At 69.5% G+C, this 14,748-nt stretch carries 16 protein-coding genes; all 16 read right to left on the bottom strand.

What is annotated here, in order from left to right; translation table 11 throughout:
• Positions 1–663, bottom strand: a complete 663-nt coding sequence (locus IPP98_14790; protein MBL0180362.1) for a dihydrodipicolinate reductase — start codon at positions 661–663, stop codon at positions 1–3.
• A gap of 26 nt (positions 664–689) precedes the next feature.
• Positions 690–2,027, bottom strand: coding sequence for a lysine-sensitive aspartokinase 3 (lysC, locus tag IPP98_14785; GenBank protein ID MBL0180361.1), 1,338 nt, complete (start codon positions 2,025–2,027; stop codon positions 690–692).
• A 5-nt stretch (positions 2,028–2,032) separates the two neighbouring features.
• Positions 2,033–3,043: a M20/M25/M40 family metallo-hydrolase gene (locus IPP98_14780; protein ID MBL0180360.1), complete on the bottom strand. Its 1,011-nt coding sequence runs from the start codon at positions 3,041–3,043 to the stop codon at positions 2,033–2,035.
• 206 nt (positions 3,044–3,249) lie between these two features.
• Positions 3,250–3,768: a PepSY domain-containing protein gene (locus IPP98_14775; GenBank protein MBL0180359.1), complete on the bottom strand. Its 519-nt coding sequence runs from the start codon at positions 3,766–3,768 to the stop codon at positions 3,250–3,252.
• Positions 3,765–4,394 (bottom strand): hypothetical protein, encoded by a 630-nt coding sequence (locus IPP98_14770; GenBank protein ID MBL0180358.1) that lies wholly within the window; start codon positions 4,392–4,394, stop codon positions 3,765–3,767. Before IPP98_14770 ends, IPP98_14775 begins: the two co-directional genes overlap by 4 nt.
• Positions 4,324–5,250: a TRAP transporter large permease subunit gene (locus IPP98_14765; GenBank protein ID MBL0180357.1), complete on the bottom strand. Its 927-nt coding sequence runs from the start codon at positions 5,248–5,250 to the stop codon at positions 4,324–4,326. The genes IPP98_14770 and IPP98_14765 overlap by 71 nt, the downstream gene beginning before the upstream one ends.
• Positions 5,251–5,282: 32 nt before the next feature.
• Positions 5,283–6,812 (bottom strand): Flp pilus assembly complex ATPase component TadA, encoded by a 1,530-nt coding sequence (gene tadA, locus IPP98_14760; GenBank protein MBL0180356.1) that lies wholly within the window; start codon positions 6,810–6,812, stop codon positions 5,283–5,285.
• Positions 6,809–8,455, bottom strand: coding sequence for a type II secretion system protein GspD (locus tag IPP98_14755; GenBank protein MBL0180355.1), 1,647 nt, complete (start codon positions 8,453–8,455; stop codon positions 6,809–6,811). The genes tadA and IPP98_14755 overlap by 4 nt, the downstream gene beginning before the upstream one ends.
• Positions 8,456–8,457: 2 nt before the next feature.
• Positions 8,458–8,967 carry a hypothetical protein gene (locus IPP98_14750; GenBank protein ID MBL0180354.1) on the bottom strand — a complete coding sequence of 170 codons (510 nt, stop codon included), beginning with the start codon at positions 8,965–8,967 and terminating at the stop codon, positions 8,458–8,460.
• Positions 8,964–9,578 (bottom strand): hypothetical protein, encoded by a 615-nt coding sequence (locus tag IPP98_14745; protein MBL0180353.1) that lies wholly within the window; start codon positions 9,576–9,578, stop codon positions 8,964–8,966. The genes IPP98_14750 and IPP98_14745 overlap by 4 nt, the downstream gene beginning before the upstream one ends.
• Complete coding sequence (locus IPP98_14740; protein ID MBL0180352.1) at positions 9,575–10,894, bottom strand: PilN domain-containing protein; 1,320 nt, start codon at positions 10,892–10,894, stop codon at positions 9,575–9,577. Before IPP98_14740 ends, IPP98_14745 begins: the two co-directional genes overlap by 4 nt.
• A complete protein-coding gene (locus tag IPP98_14735; protein MBL0180351.1) occupies positions 10,894–11,841 on the bottom strand; it encodes a general secretion pathway protein GspK in 948 nt (315 codons plus the stop codon). The genes IPP98_14740 and IPP98_14735 overlap by 1 nt, the downstream gene beginning before the upstream one ends.
• On the bottom strand, positions 11,838–12,725 hold the full coding sequence (locus IPP98_14730; protein ID MBL0180350.1) for a prepilin-type N-terminal cleavage/methylation domain-containing protein: 888 nt from the start codon (positions 12,723–12,725) through the stop codon (positions 11,838–11,840). Before IPP98_14730 ends, IPP98_14735 begins: the two co-directional genes overlap by 4 nt.
• A complete protein-coding gene (locus IPP98_14725) occupies positions 12,722–13,111 on the bottom strand; it encodes a type II secretion system protein (GenBank protein ID MBL0180349.1) in 390 nt (129 codons plus the stop codon). Before IPP98_14725 ends, IPP98_14730 begins: the two co-directional genes overlap by 4 nt.
• The gene (locus IPP98_14720; GenBank protein ID MBL0180348.1) at positions 13,101–13,544 is read right to left on the bottom strand and encodes a GspH/FimT family pseudopilin; all 444 of its coding nucleotides are present in this window, start codon (positions 13,542–13,544) and stop codon (positions 13,101–13,103) included. The genes IPP98_14725 and IPP98_14720 overlap by 11 nt, the downstream gene beginning before the upstream one ends.
• A complete protein-coding gene (locus IPP98_14715) occupies positions 13,541–14,737 on the bottom strand; it encodes a type II secretion system F family protein (GenBank protein ID MBL0180347.1) in 1,197 nt (398 codons plus the stop codon). Before IPP98_14715 ends, IPP98_14720 begins: the two co-directional genes overlap by 4 nt.
• Positions 14,738–14,748 lie beyond the last annotated feature (11 nt).

The following is a 14,748-nucleotide window of genomic DNA, read 5'->3' as shown; positions in this document are numbered from 1 at the left end:
TCAACCCTCCTCGAAGAGTGCATCCAGCGTGAATACGCCGCGTCGGCCAAGCAGCCATCGTCCTGCCGTCAGGGCCCCGGCCGCAAAGACGCGACGATCGCGCGCCACGTGCCGCAGGGTGATCGATTCATACGGCGCATCGAGCACCAGCTCGTGCTCGCCCGGGATCGAGCCGGCCCGCACCGAGGAGATGGGCCACTCGCGCGTCGGGTCGCCGGTACGGGCGGCCTCCTGCAAGCGGAGTCCCGTGCCCGACGGCGCATCCCGCTTGGCGGCGTGGTGGCGCTCGTGCAGAAAGCCGCCGAACGAGGGCTGCCCCGCCGCCGCACGTGCCAGATCGCGCGCGGCGCGGAGAAAGAGGTGGACGCCGATCGCAAAGTTGCTGGCGGCGAGCAGGGCACCGGGGCCCTCGCGCCAGGACGCCTCAACCTCCGCGCGGGCCGAGTCCCATCCGGTCGTGCCGCACACCACGGCGAGTCCGAGCGGATGCAGTGCCCGCAGGTTGTCGACGACCGCCTCGGGCGTGGAGAACTCGAACACCACCTCGGCGCCGGTCAGCCGCGAAGCAGTGATCCCCTCCCCTGCCGGATTCTCTCCGCGAGCGATCGTGGTGACCACCGTCTCCCCGGCCGCCTCTGCTTCCGCCCGAATGGCCTGCGCCATGCGGCCGTTCCCGATCAACGCGATCCTCACGTCGGCACCCCGAAGAAGGCGCGATGCAGAGCCCGGACCACGCGTGGCCCATCCTCCTCGCGCACGATGAAGGTCAAGTTGGAGGCCGACGCGCCGAGCGAGATCATCTCGACGTTCACATCGGCAATCGCCTGGTACACCCGTGCCGCGATCCCCGGTGTGTCCCGGATCCCGCGCCCCACCACGGCGACGACGCCCCGGCCCTCGCGCAGGGTGACTTCGCCGATCGGTGCGAGGTCCCGCATGACCGCCTCCAGACGAGGCGAGGGGTCGACGGTGAGCGAGACCGAGACCTCGCTGGTGGCGAGCACATCAACCACGATTTCATGGCGCTCGAACACCTCGAAAATCTGCCGCAGAAACCCGAAGGCACCGAGCATCCGTGCCGCACGCACCTGCATGACCGCAATTCCGCGCTTGAACGAAATCGACCGGATCGGCACGGTCGCATCGAACTCGGTCTCGGCGATGATGCGGGTACCTGGTGCCCCGGGCGCGAAGGTGTTGCGGATCACGATGGGGATCCCCGCTTCCACCAACGGCAACTGAGTCGCCGGGTGGAGCACCTTGGCGCCAAATGCCGCCAGTTCGGCGCTCTCGTCGTAGGTCGCCTCGGCGAGCACCAGTGCCTCGGGGACGATCCGCGGATCGGCCGTCATCAGACCGCTCACATCGGTCCAGATCTCCACGCGCTCGGCCTCGAGGACAGCACCAAGCAGCGCGGCGGAGAAGTCCGAGCCGCCCCGACCGAGCACGGTGGACGCACCGGACTCGGTGGCGCCGATGAAACCCTGCGTCACAGGGAGTGCTCCGGCCGCCAGCAGTGGCGCCAAATGCGCGTCGACCAGCGTGCGGATCGCCGGTTGATCGGGAATGGCGGCGCCGTGTCGTGCGTCGGTGCGAACCACTCGTCGCGCGTCGAACCATGCCGCAGGAAGCCCGCCCGCCTCCAGCGCAGCCGCGACCACCACCGACGAGAGGAGCTCTCCCATCCCGACGACGGCGTCCTGCCAGCCTTCCCGATCAATGGCCGGTACGGCGCCCAGGATGGTCGCCAGCATGTCGAGCTGGGCGCAGAGGGGCTCGGCCACCCGGTCGAGGATGCCGAGGTCGGTGGCGACCGCCAGGTGGCGTGCACGGAGGGCCTCACACCCGCTCGCGATGGCGGCGGCATCGCCCTGCATGGCGGCGCGACCGAGCCGCAGCAGCGTATCCGTCACGCCGGAGAGTGCGGAGACGACGACCAGCGGCTGTTGGCTGGCCGCATTGGCGACAGCCGTCCGGAGCGCCGTGATGGCACGAGCATCGGCCACCGACGTGCCACCGAACTTCATCACGATCATCGCACGGCCCTGGCGAGCAGGGTGCGCACGAGCGTGACATACCGGTCCACGCCGGCGCGCAATTCAGCGACGGTGATCTGTTCGTGGTCGGTATGGGCCACGTGAATGGTGCCGGGGCCCAGCTGATAGCCGGTCCCCCACGCCGAGAGCAGCGGCAGATCCGATGCGAAAGCCACCGTGATCTCTTCCCAGCCGGGCAATGACGGCGACCGCAGTGCGGGGACCTCGAGCGGAAATGTCACGGCGACGTCTGGGCCCGCCGCGGCGAGGATCGCGGCACGGATCGGCGCGCCCGGTCCGACGAGGCGGACCATCAACTCGGCTCGCGCAGACGGAGCCATCACGTTGGGTGCCTCGCCTCCCACGATTCGCCCGATATTGAGCGTGGAGGGGCCGAGCTGCGGATCGACCGGCCACTCGATCGCGCGAATGCGCTGCAGCGCATCGAGCAGCAGGTCGATCGCCGAGCGCCCGAGCTCCGGGTACCCCGAATGGGCGGCCACGCCGCGTGCCTCGACCGAGACGCGCAGGGCGCCCTTCTGCGCGGTGGCGAGGCGATTCCCGGTCGGCTCGCCGTTGATCAGGATGCGCCCCTTCGGCGCCAACGTCGCCGCGGCGAGCGCCCCGTCCGACCCATTCTCCTCTCCCACCACGAAGAGCAATCCCACCCGATCCTCCCCCTCGGCCGCGAGCCGCTCTGCGGCGACGATCATCGCGGCGGCGAGGCCCTTGGCATCGCAGCTGCCGCGCCCATGCAGGATCCCATCCGCCTCGCGGGCCGGGAGGAACGGCGGCACGGTGTCGAGGTGGGTCGAGAGCACCACGACCGGCTCACCGCGCGTGGCGTACAGATTGGCACGGTCGCCGTCGAGCGGCTGACGCTGCACCGACCAGCCGAGCTCGGCGAGCAGGAGAGCCACGGCGGTCACGACCGTCCCTTCCGAGCCGGTCACCGACGGAATGCTGATCAACTGCGTGGTCAGCTCCACGACATCGAGTTGGGTCACAAAAAAATCCCCGCCGGACGGTGAGTCGGGCGGGGCTCCACGATTGAGGAACGGGACTGGCGTGCTACGCCGGAACCGACCACGTCGCGTGACCCCGACCCGCGCACTTCTTGGCGCGGGTCGGGACACACTTCTTGGTCACCTGCAGCAGCGTTGGCTTCATGATGCGGTCAATCGTAGGGAGTGGTCCGCGCGGGCACAAGGGGTCAGGCCACCGCCCGCTTCCGCCGTCGTGCGCCGATGGGCACCCACCAGAGATACACCCCGGTGAGCCAAAGCCCGAGGACGATGACGCCAGCGGGGAGGAAGAGGAAGAGCTTGGCGTTGGGATGGAACCAGGAGCCATCGTGCAGCGACTCGATGAGGTCCGAGCGTCGGTAGGCCACCTGCAATACTTCCGCGGTGGCCAGGTCCAGCTGCAACTCCCAACGGTTCTTGCCGATGACCTTGATGATTCCCTTGGCCGGCCGGACATCGAGCCGGTCGATATCGCTCCAGGCAGTGATCCCGGTCTGGGGATGTTTGGCGGCGGCCTCGAGGATCGCGGAGAACGGAATGGCCGGCACCTCGCTCGCCGTGCGCTGTTCAGGCGGCTGGATCCAGGCGAACTGCTTCTTGGTCTGGAGCAGGATGCCGGTGACGACGACCACGAGAAACGGCAACGCCACCAGCAACGCGCCGCGTCGATGCAGCTGCCGATTGGCGACGCGGGGGTTGATGCTCATGCAGGGCGGACCTTCGCGATGATGGCCAACAGGAGGGCGACGGCGAGCGACGCATAGAGCGCGGCGTGGTAGCCGAAGAAGACCATGCAGGCCAGCCAGCCCGATGCAACCACGAGCGTGATGGCGGTCATCGGCACGGCGAACCGGCAGAACTCCCGGAACGAAATCCGCACCTGCCGCCGCGCCGCGAGGTCGAGGGTGGTGACGTTGGCCGAGGCACCGATCGGCGTCGCGTTGCCGCCCAAACAGGCGCCGAGCGCCAGCGCCCACCAGATGACATCGGCACCGGCCGGCAGGGTGGGGATCAGGCCGTGCAGAATCGGAATCGAGACGGCGACGAACGGGATGTTGTCGATCAGCGCCGAGAGGCCGGCTGCGGCCCAGAGGATCAGCAGGGCGGCGAAGAGCAGCGTCCCTTCGGGGCCGAGGGCGAACGCCGTACGCCCCGCGCCGATGGTGTCGGCCAGCGACCCGGCGAGCGTGGCGATCAGCCCGGTCTCGACCGCCGCCCCGACCACGATGAAGAGAAAGGCGAAGAAGACCAGCGTCGGCCACTCAATCTCGTGCTCGATGATTCCGAGGATGCCATGCACGCGTTCTTCGCCGGTCGGCGGATGCTTCCGCATGTAGAGGCGATCCTGCAGGATGAGGGCGGCGGCGGCGCCGATCGTCGCGGGCACGGCGGCGGGCATCCCGGTCATTCCGTGCGTGAGGAAGCCGACGAGAATGAAGGCACAGATCCACCCCATGCCCCGCAGCAAGGTCGGCTCGACGATGGTGGCATCCGACGCGGCGGCGGCCGGGTCGCCGATCGAACGGGGCGACGTGAACGCCAGGTCGCGACGGAACCAGCGCGGCCACCAGCTGCAGCGCCACCATCATGACCAGCACCGGTGCGGTGAGGTGCATGAGGAAGTCACCGAAGGAGAGGCCGGCGCCCGAGCCGATCATGATGTTGGGCGGATCGCCGATCAGGGTGGCAGTTCCACCGATGTTGGCCGCCATGATCATCGGCATCACGATCGCCATGGGGGCGACGCCCAGCTGCGCGGCCATGCCCAGGGCGATCGGGGTCACGAAGATCACCGTGGTGACGTTGTCGAGGAATGCCGAGGCGATCGCCGTGAACCAGGCGATCAGGATCATGATCCGGGCGGGCGAATTGCCGGCACGCTCCACCAATCGGGCCACGGCCCAACCGAAGACCCCGGTCGACTTGAGGACGCCGACCACCGCCATCATCGAGGCGAGCAGCAGCAGCACGTTCAGGTCGAGCGCCCGCGCGGCGCCCTCGAACGAAATCAGGTGATACGGCGTGAGGTAGGTGATGCCCCAGAGCAACGACACGGCCCCGAGCGCCACCAGGACTCGATGCGCCTTCTCCATGGTCAACAGGAGAAAGAGCAGGATCAAGGTGACCGCCACGATGCCCTGCGAGAGCGGGTCGGTGGTACTGGTCAGCAGATGCGCAGATTCAGGCATGGCACCCGAAGGGAGAGGTCCTCGAACGTCGATCAGGCGCGGGCGACGCGGACCACCTCTTCGAGGGTGGTGACGCCATCGCGCACCAGGCGGAAGCCGTCTTCCTGCAGTGTCCGCATCCCGCCGGCGATTGCCATGGCGCGAAGTTCCTCGGAGCCGCGGCGCTGCTGCACCTCGACCCGGAGGGCGTTGTCCATGACCAGCAACTCGTAGATGCCGACTCGTCCAAGGTAGCCGGTCCCCCGGCAGGCGTCACATCCGGCACCCCGCCAGCGGGTGTGCAGGCCGTGGCGATCCAGGTCGACCAGCTTGGCCAGGCGCGCATCCTCGGGGGCCGGGACGCGGCACGACGGGCAGATGCGCCGGAGCAGGCGCTGGGCCAGCACCGCGTCCACCGTCGAGGCCACGAGGTAGGCCGCAACCTGCAGGTCGAGGAGGCGGGTCAGCGCCGTCGGCGCATCGTTGGTGTGCAGCGTGGAGAGCACCAGGTGGCCCGTGAGCGCGGCCTGGGTGGCAATCTGCGCGGTTTCGCCGTCGCGAATTTCGCCAACGAGAATCACGTCGGGGTCCTGTCGCAGCAGCGCCCGCAGCGCCCCCGCGAAGGTGACCCCCACCTTCTCGTTGACCGGCACCTGCGGCACGCCGGACAGCTCGTATTCGACGGGATCTTCGACCGTCAGGATCTTCTCGCGACCGGTGCGGATCAGCTCAACCGCCGCGTAGAGTGTCGTCGTCTTCCCCGACCCGGTCGGGCCGGTGGCGAGGACGATCCCGTGCGGCCGCGAGATCACCTCGGTGAACTGCGCCAGCGTGTCGGCCGCCATCCCGAGATCGGTCAGCGAGATGCGGCCGCGCTCGCGATCAAGGAGCCGGAGCACCACGCTTTCGCCACGCAGGGTCGGCACGGTGGAGACGCGGACGTCGACCTGGCGATTCTGCAATCGCAACCGGATGCGGCCGTCCTGCGGCAGTCGCCGCTCGGCGATGTCCAGCTCGGCCATGATCTTGATGCGAGAGATGATCGCGGCCGTGAGGTGTGGTGGCGGCGACGGCGCATCCTGCAGCACGCCGTCCACGCGGTAGCGCACCCGCAGCCCATCCTGATAGCCCTCGAGGTGCACGTCCGAAGCGCGCGCCTCGAGCCCTTCAATCAGCAACAGGTTCACCAACCGGATGACCGGCGCCTCGTTGGCGAGGTGCACCAGATCGTCGAGCGGAATCTCGTCGGCGTTGATGGCCCCGCGCTCGCCGACGAGCCCGGCGATCAACCCCTCGGCGGTGGTGGCGTCCTGGGCGTAGACGCGCCGGATCGCCGAGCGGAGGTCGTGCTCGCCGTAGGGGAGCAGGACCACGTCGGCATCGAAGAGGAGACGCAGGTCATCGAGGGCCGCCGGGTCGGGTGCCGGCAGCCAGCTGCCGACCTCGAGACGGCCACCCTCCAGCCGGAGTGGCATCACCCCCTGCTGCTCCAGCCAATCGGCAGTCAGCGACGGCGCGAGCCGATCCACCTCGAGCAGCTCGGAGCCGGGACGCGCGGCGACCAACGGCGCGGCGGTGCTCACGGGGTGCCGCCACCCACCGGGCGACGGACGGCGGTCGAGTCGGGGCGGCGAATCACCGGCAGGCCGATCGTGTCGGCCTTGGGCACAATGCGCGCGCCGGTCGGCACCTGCTTGAGCAACTCGCTGCCGTCCTCCACCGACCGCCGCAACTGGTCGATGTCCACGTCGGTGAAGATCACGTGCGGCGTAAGGAAGAGGAAGAGCTCCGACGTGCTCGACGTCTCGCGCGTGTTGCCGAAGAGCCACTTCCCGATCAGCGGGATCTTGCTGAGGATCGGAATCCCCGATTCGGTCTTGCTGCTGCTCTTCCCGGCCAGCCCGCCGATCACCGTCGTCTGGCCGTCCTTGAGGAAGACCTGCGTGGTGAGTTCACGCTTGCTGATGACCGGGGCGTTGAAGGCCACCTCGTTCGTCGCGTTGTTGTCGGTCTGCGAGACCGTCAGGTTGACATAGCCGTCGGGATTGATCGTCGGGGTGATGGTGAGCACCGTGCCGACATCGAGGTAGGTGATCGTCTGCACCGTGGTCGGCGTCGCGCCGGTCTGGATGCTCTGCGATACCTGCACGAACGGCCGCTGCTCGCCGACGTTGAGCACTGCCTCGCGATTGTTCTGCGCGATGATCACCGGCAGCGACAGCACCCGCACGTCGCCGCGCGTCTGCAGGGCGTTCAGCGCCACGTTGTAATCGATCGTCCCGTTGCCGCCGGTCAGCTTCAGGATGAAGTCGCGGGCCGTGGCCGCCGACGGCATCGATGCCGAGTCGGCGGAGTTCCCCTTGGTCCGGGTGCCGGTCCCGGAAACGCCGACGTTGAGGTCGCTGTTGCGCGCCACCTCGGCGATCGTCACCTCGATCAGCACCTGCAGTGGCCGCAGATCCACGGCCGCCAGCACCTGCTGAATCAGCGTCCAGTCCGCGGCGGTCGCGCGGATCAGCAGCGCGTTGCTGCTCTCCTCGCCGACGATGCGCACCTCGTTGGTCACCGCCTGGTTGCCTCCGAAGAGCGCCTGCAGCCCCTGCAGCGGGTTGGCCTGCTGCTGCCCGGCCGCGCCCCGGCCGCCACCCTGCGCCTGCGCTCCGACCACCGTCGCGGCCCGACCGTTCTGCAGCGTGATGCCGGTACCACCACGGTTGGCGGCATTCTGTGCGCTGATCGACCCGCCCGAGAAGAGGGCCGTCAACACCGGCGCGAGTTGCGTGGCCGACGTGTGCTTCAGCCGGAAGGTGTAGAGCTTCATCTCGGCGGCCGCCGCATCGAGCCGCGCCTGCTGCTGCACGGTCGGCCCGACGACGGCCGGGGTGCCGCTGATCTGCATCAGCGAGCCCACAGTGGTGACCTTCAGGTCATTGGCTTCGGCCACGGCCTTGAGCATCGCCGCGAACTCCGCCCGATCGACCGCCTTCCCCATGCGGAGCGTGACCTTGGTGCCGGGGATGTTGCTCAGCGATACGTTGACCCCACCGGCCTCAGCGAGTGCCGCGAGCACGGTGCGGAGGTCCTGGTCCTGGAAGTCGAGCGCCACGCTTGGGGCAGGCGCCGTGGCGGGCGTGGTCGCGGGGGGCCGTCGCGGCGGATTTTGCGCCGAGAGCGAGGGCACCACAACGAGAAGCAGGAGGCTGGCAAGACGGGCGGGTACGGGCACGATCAACTCCCGGGTCGAAGCGCTTGAATCTCGAGACGTTCGCCGGCCGGCGTCTGGAAGACGACGCGCCCGCGCTCGATGGCCTTCACGAGGTATACACCCACCTTGTCACCGACCCGCACCATCAGCAGCCGTGACGATTCGAGCTGACAGGTCGCGAAGCTCGACCCGTCGGAGGCGATCGCGGTGCCGAGCACGACGGGCCGGGCTGGCGGCGGCATGTCGGAGGCGACTGCCGCCGGGTCGCTGGGCAGCCGGTAGCGCGCAATCGGTGCCGCGCGGTCCGGATTGAAGAGATCGAGCGAAACCGCGGCGTCGACGTCGACCGATTCCGGTCGGGCGGGTGTGATGAGCGCATCGGTGGACAGCATCGGTCCCGGCGGCGCGGCGGGCACGTCCGTCACCTGCCACATTCGCCACGCCGTCCACGCCATCACGACCAGCGCCGCCAACACACCGAATGCCGCCCACCGCACCGCCGGAGCGCTGCGCACTTCCGCCTGGCCGCTCATGGGCGCCTCGCCACGTCAGGGCGAGCCGGCTGGGTCGTCGCGCTCGAATCCGGCAAGGCATAGCCGCTGATGGAGGCGACGATCGTGAGTGTCTCGGCGTCCTCGTTCCCGGGGCCACTCAGCGCCTGCGACACCTCGAGGCGCTCGACTCGCACCAGCTTGCTCCCCTGCTCAAGCGCCTGCAGAAACTCCAGCAGTCCTTCAAAGTCCGACTCGGCCCGAATCTCCACCCGCAGGGTGCGGACGCCTGCGGATGACGTGGTGCCGGGGCGCGTCGTGGCGTCCTGCATCCACACCTTGTGCTGGTCGGCGAGGTCCCCGAGATACGCGGCGAGTTCGGCGCTGGCCATGACATCGTCGCGTCCCGCGAAGAGGCGCGGCGCGGTGGCGCGGGCGGTCGAGTCGGTCAGCCGTTGGACTTCGGGATTGCGCTTCGCCATCTCGACCGCGGCCCGTTCGCGCGCGAGCGCATCCGATTCGACCTGGATCCGATCGCGCACGTCGGCGAGCGCTGCCATGTACGGGCGCACACCAAGCGAATAGAGTGCGACCGGCGCGAGGATGGCGAGACTGCGCATGATGGTGCGACGCTCCGATGGCGAGATGTTCATCGCGGCACCGTTCCGATGGCGGGTCGGCGCACCGCCGAAATGGTGAACCGCTCCATCGGATCGCTCCCTTCCGGTGCCTGACGACGGACCGGAGCCGAGGCGCGCAGGTTGGCGAGCGCCGGCGATTCCTCGAGGGCCTGGAAGACCAGTGACGCACTGCCAGCGAGGCCATCGACCACCAGCGAATCGCCTCGGGCTCGAAAGCCCGTGAGGTGGGCATCCTCGGGGACGCGGGCGGCGAAGTCGGCCAGAATCGCCGACCACGCCGGCGCCGTCCGCTCAGCCGTCATCACCTCGGCAATCCGACGATACGCCACGTCCATCGACGAGCGGCCGACCAGCGTGGCCTGCACCGCGGGTGCAACCTCGGCACGGGCCGATTGCATCGCACGGAGTTGCCGGCGAGCACCGAGCAACTCGAACGCGGCGGCAGCCACCAACAGGACCAGTGCCGTGGCACCCAGTTGCCACGCCAGTCGCCGAACCTGTGCCGCCTGCGACACGCGCTGGAGGGCACTGGTGAGCCGGGGCGTCTCGACCACCGACGCCATCGCCGCGGCAAGCGCCGCGGGGTCGGTCGCGAGGCCACTCCACTCCTCGGGAATCGGCTGGATCGAGAGGCCCATCGCGGCGAGCGCCCGCACCACCGTGCCGCGCACCGACTCCTGCCCGACGACGGCGACGGCATCGAGCGGGCGCAACGCCTCCGCCAACACGACGGCATCCCGATCGCCGGCACGGAAGCGACGCACCGCGTGCAATCGTCCCGCAATGCTCTCGATCAACAGGGTGCGATCCGCCTCGGCGACGACCAGGCCGATGACCCCGCGTGATCGCGCGGGCCACATCGTCCCGGCCGCTGCGGCCCATGCCGCCTCGGCCGGGACGATCGTCACGCCCGACCATCCGGCGGCGCGCGCGGCGCCTTCGATGGCGGTGATCAGCCGGGCCGAGGCCGCCGCCACGATGCGCGGCAGTTCCCCCTCGCCCCGGCCGCGCGGCATCACGCCGATCACCTGGGTGCCGCGCGCGGCGAGAAAATACCGCCCACCCGATCGGGCCAACAATTGCTGCACGTCGTCATCGCCGAGGGGCGGCAACGGAATCGAGCGGACCTCCACAAGCGGGGGCAGCAAGGCGATGGCGAGCGACTCGCGTCCCGGCACCTCGCCCCACTCCCGCACCGCCGACTCCAACGCGGGCCACCCTGCACCATCCGCAGGCGCCTCCGCGAGCGACAGCCGCCTTGCGCGACCCTCGGCACCAAGGAACAACGCTTCCGTCGGCGACAGCGCCACACCGCGTGCGCCACCCATCAGCGCACCCACGCGAGGGTCGCACTCTGGCCGTTGCGCTGGAGCAGCGCCGTCACCTTGATCGGCAGGGCACTCGGCCCGGCAGTCGCCACAATCGTCACTTCCACCTCACGGGTATCCACCACTGCCAGCGCCCCGATCTGTCCGGCGATCACCGCCCCTGCGTTGCCGCGCCCACCGGTTGCCCCAGGCACCACCGACGCCACCGAGGCGATCCGCATCCCGCGAGACCGCTGCGCCAGCACGTTCGAGAGAATCTGTGGCGTCATTCCAGGAATCGAGCGGAGGACCGCTTCCGGCGCACTATTCAAGTTGATGGTGCCCTGCCCATAGACGCGGAGATACGGCGACATCAGGGCGAGAATCTGCGGCGTCATCCCGTCGACCATCGCGAGTTCCGCCACGTCACGGAAGGGCCGGTTGGCCGGCAACACCAACGCGCCCGCCTTCAGATACGCATCACGCTCGGCGCTGTTGAGGCGTGGCAAGTCATCGACATCACGCCAATCGAGGATCCGTTGCACCAGTCGCTCGGTCAGCCCGGCATCGCGCAACACGGCCTGGAAGAGGAGGCGAAGTTGATCCTCGTTGGCGGTGTTGATGTTCAGCTGGGCGCCAAGGTCGCGGGCGCGAACGGCCACCTCGTGCTCATCGAGCATCACGACGCCCGAGTAGATCGAATCGACACCCATCCATGGATCGCCCGAGCGCGTCACGGCGAGCGCAGCGTTGCCGGAGGCCGGGCTGCGTGCCGCCTGATCGAGCTGCGCCTGCACATTGGCCAGCGCGGCGAGGGCAATGCCGCGTCCCTGCCCGCGATCGGCCGCGGCGAGCGCGAGGACGCGACGCTCCTTGCCGCTCAGGGCAAACTGCAGGGCAACAATCGAGATGCCGAGGATCAGCCACATGGCGGCGAGCATCGCCACGCCGCGACGATTGCGGATCATTGGCCACCCCCGCCACGACCAACCACCGGTCCGCCGGGCGGGGCACCTCCACCGCCGCCCGGTCCACCGCCGCCCCCAGGGCCACGCCCACCTCCACCACCGGGGCCGCGTCCGCCGCCACCACCGTTGCCGCGCCCGCCACCGCCGCCATTGCCGCGACCACCCCCGCCACCGAACCCACCGCCGCCGATGGCGCCGCCACCAGCCGCACCGCCGGCGACCACGGTCTGGCCCTGCTGTGTCGTCGGCACCACCAGCGGTACCGAGAGCAGGCCGGGGAGCGAGTCACCCTCCGCCGCGACCAGCGTGAGCCGCATCGCGCGCGGCGTGATGGCCGCGGCACCAACCGCGGGATACCAGCGATTGGTGCGGCTGTCGAGGTACTCCACCGTGATGCCCGAGATTCCGGCGTCGAGCTGCTGCCGTTGCAGCGGCGACTGTGCGTTGGCCTGATACTCCACGGTGAGGCCGACCTCTGGCGTCTTCTCGTCGTCGTCGATGAAGAGGCGCATCGTGGCCGAGGGCGCACCGGCCGGATTGTCCGCGGTCGTGGTGAACCGCAGCTCATCGCCGCTGATCACCGCTGGCGTCACGGCCTGGATGCTCGACACCTGCATCGGCTGGATCGTGGCACCGCCGCGTCCGCCGGCTTGGCGCGGCGTTCCACCACTCTGGGCCTGGATCTGTGCCGGGAGGAGCCAACCGTGCAGCAGCGTGCGCAGGGACGCGGCGCGCTCGGTCGCCATCGTCGCCTCGACCACGGTCCGTCGTCGGTCGATGACGCCGCTGAAAGCGGAGAAGCCAATCAGGGACATCATGCCCGTGAGGGCCAACGAGATGGTCAGCTCGAGCAACGTGAGCCCGCGACGATTGCCGGTGCTCATCGGGCGCTCGGCACGGCGGGGCGGCGATACAGGGCCGACGTGATGGTGTAGCGCCCGGTCGGCCAGCTCACCGTGACCACGACGTCATACACGCCCGCCTGCGCGTTGGACGCCGCCGAGGTGGTCTCCCACGAGTAGTCGGCGAGCGGCGCCTCGAAGTCGCCCTGTGCGATCGTGTCCGGCAGCGAGAGGAGCTCGCGATCGGTCAGGAGTGCCAGCTGGTCGAGCCGGGTCGTGGCCAGCGCTTCCGCCTCCAGCGTATGGCGCGCCTTCTCGGCGGTGCGCAGTTCGGCACCCACCGCGGCCATGGCGCTCACCGCCGTGATCGCGACCAGCGTCATTGCCGCGACGGTCTCGAACAGCGTCACGCCGCGATTATTGCGCATCGGTCCTCGCCACGCCGTTCCAGCGATCGACCGAGAGCACGAGGCTCCCTTCCTGGCCGCGGACGACCACCGTGTCTCCGAACGCGCCGCCGTCGGGACGAAAGCGCCAGGTGAGGCGTGCGGACTCGGTGACGAGTTCCTCGAGCCCGTCGAACGCCACCTCGCCCTCGCTGACGGGGCCACTGCCCACGAGTCCCGTCGAATCGGCGCGATAGCGGCCGGTCTCCGGATCGAGCACCACCGTCACCGTCACGTTGCTGTCGATGGCGATGTGACGCGCCGTGGTCAGCAACTCGATCAGCGCACCGGCGGTGCGGCGTGCAGGCGTCTGTCCGAAGTCCACCAGCGCGGGGACGACCAATCCCGACGCGATCAGCAGCACCGCGAGGGTGATCGACATCTCGAGCAGGGTGAAGCCGCGGCGGCTGGTCACTTGAACGAGTTCGCGTTGATGCCGTAGATCGCCTGCAGCAGCGAGAGCGCCACAAAGGCGACGATCACGCCGAAGATCATGATCATCGCCGGCTCGGCGAGCGTCGCCAAGCGCTGCGTCGCGCGCTCGGTACGTTCCTCGAAGATCTCGGCGGCCTTCAGCAGGAAGGCGCGCAACTCGCCGGCGTCCTCGCCGACGCCGATCAGCTGTGCCAGCAGCGGCGGATAGAGCGGCGAGTCGGCCACGGCGGCACGCAGCGCCACCCCCTCGCGCACGCGCGCCCGGATGCGCGTGGCGTCATCGCGGGCGAGCGGGTCGTCCAGCGACTCGATGGTGTCGTCGAGTGCCGTGAGCAGTGGCGCGCCCCCACCGAGGAGCACGCCGACGAGGCGGGCAAAGCGCGCGGCAAGCGCGTACTGGCGCAGGGTGTTGATCAGCGGGACGGCGAGCAGGAACTGCGACCAGGCACGCTTCCCGGCGGGCGTGGTGCGCACCCACGTCACCAGCATCGCGCCGATCGCCGGGATCGCCAGCAAGACGGGCCAGAAGCGGCGCATGGTGCTCGAGATCCAGAGCAGCGCAGCGGTGGAGCGCGGCAACTCGGCGCCGCTCCCTTGCAGCAGGCCGACGAACTGCGGCAGCACGTAGAAGACCAGCACGAGAATCGCCGAGGTGCCCGCCGCGGCGAGCAACATCGGATAGATGGCGGCCGAGAGGACCCGACCGCGGAGCTGTTCGTCGCGTTCGAGCTGAACGGCGAGCCGACCGAAGGCGCTGTCGAGATCGCCGGAACGTTCTCCCGCGCGCACCAGTCCGACATACAGCGGCGAAAAGAGGCGCGGATGGGCCGCCAGGGCTGCCGAGAGCGGATCGCCGCGCTCGACTCGCTCGCGCACGTCGAGCATGGCCGACTGCACCACGCCGGAGGCGACCCCTGAGGCCGCTTGCAGCGCCTGCGCCAGCGGCATGCCGACGGGAAGGAGCGAGCCGAGCGCACGGGTCACTTCGAGGACGTCGCGCCGGGAGCCACTGCCGCCGCCCTTCCCGCCCGCCGGGGCCGCCTCGGCCACCTCGAGCACCAGCAGGCCCCGCTCCTCGAGGGTGCGGGTCAGCAACGCCGCGTTGGCGGCAGCGAGCTCCCCACGGCTCCGTTTCCCGGCGGCGTCCACCGCACGGTAGGCGAAGTTCGGCATGGCTGGCTTGG

Source organism: Gemmatimonadota bacterium (genome assembly GCA_016720805.1).
GTDB lineage: Bacteria > Gemmatimonadota > Gemmatimonadetes > Gemmatimonadales > GWC2-71-9 > Palsa-1233.
Note: the sequence above shows the minus strand (reverse complement) of the source record. Positions and strands in the feature narration are given on the sequence as shown.

Bases quoted from the DNA above. Each gene is read 5' to 3' on its own strand.
- IPP98_14715 (MBL0180347.1), bottom strand. From the start codon at position 14,737: ATGCCGAACTTCGCCTACCGTGCGGTGGACGCCGCCGGGAAACGGAGC.
- IPP98_14745 (MBL0180353.1), bottom strand. From the start codon at position 9,578: ATGAACATCTCGCCATCGGAGCGTCGCACCATCATGCGCAGTCTCGCC.
- IPP98_14775 (MBL0180359.1), bottom strand. From the start codon at position 3,768: ATGAGCATCAACCCCCGCGTCGCCAATCGGCAGCTGCATCGACGCGGC.
- IPP98_14725 (MBL0180349.1), bottom strand. From the start codon at position 13,111: ATGCGCAATAATCGCGGCGTGACGCTGTTCGAGACCGTCGCGGCAATG.
- lysC (MBL0180361.1), bottom strand. From the start codon at position 2,027: ATGAAGTTCGGTGGCACGTCGGTGGCCGATGCTCGTGCCATCACGGCG.
- IPP98_14730 (MBL0180350.1), bottom strand. From the start codon at position 12,725: ATGAGCACCGGCAATCGTCGCGGGCTCACGTTGCTCGAGCTGACCATC.
- IPP98_14770 (MBL0180358.1), bottom strand. From the start codon at position 4,394: ATGCGGAAGCATCCGCCGACCGGCGAAGAACGCGTGCATGGCATCCTC.
- IPP98_14740 (MBL0180352.1), bottom strand. From the start codon at position 10,894: ATGGGTGGCGCACGCGGTGTGGCGCTGTCGCCGACGGAAGCGTTGTTC.
- IPP98_14765 (MBL0180357.1), bottom strand. From the start codon at position 5,250: ATGCCTGAATCTGCGCATCTGCTGACCAGTACCACCGACCCGCTCTCG.
- IPP98_14790 (MBL0180362.1), bottom strand. From the start codon at position 663: ATGGCGCAGGCCATTCGGGCGGAAGCAGAGGCGGCCGGGGAGACGGTG.
- IPP98_14735 (MBL0180351.1), bottom strand. From the start codon at position 11,841: ATGATCCGCAATCGTCGCGGCGTGGCGATGCTCGCCGCCATGTGGCTG.
- IPP98_14750 (MBL0180354.1), bottom strand. From the start codon at position 8,967: ATGAGCGGCCAGGCGGAAGTGCGCAGCGCTCCGGCGGTGCGGTGGGCG.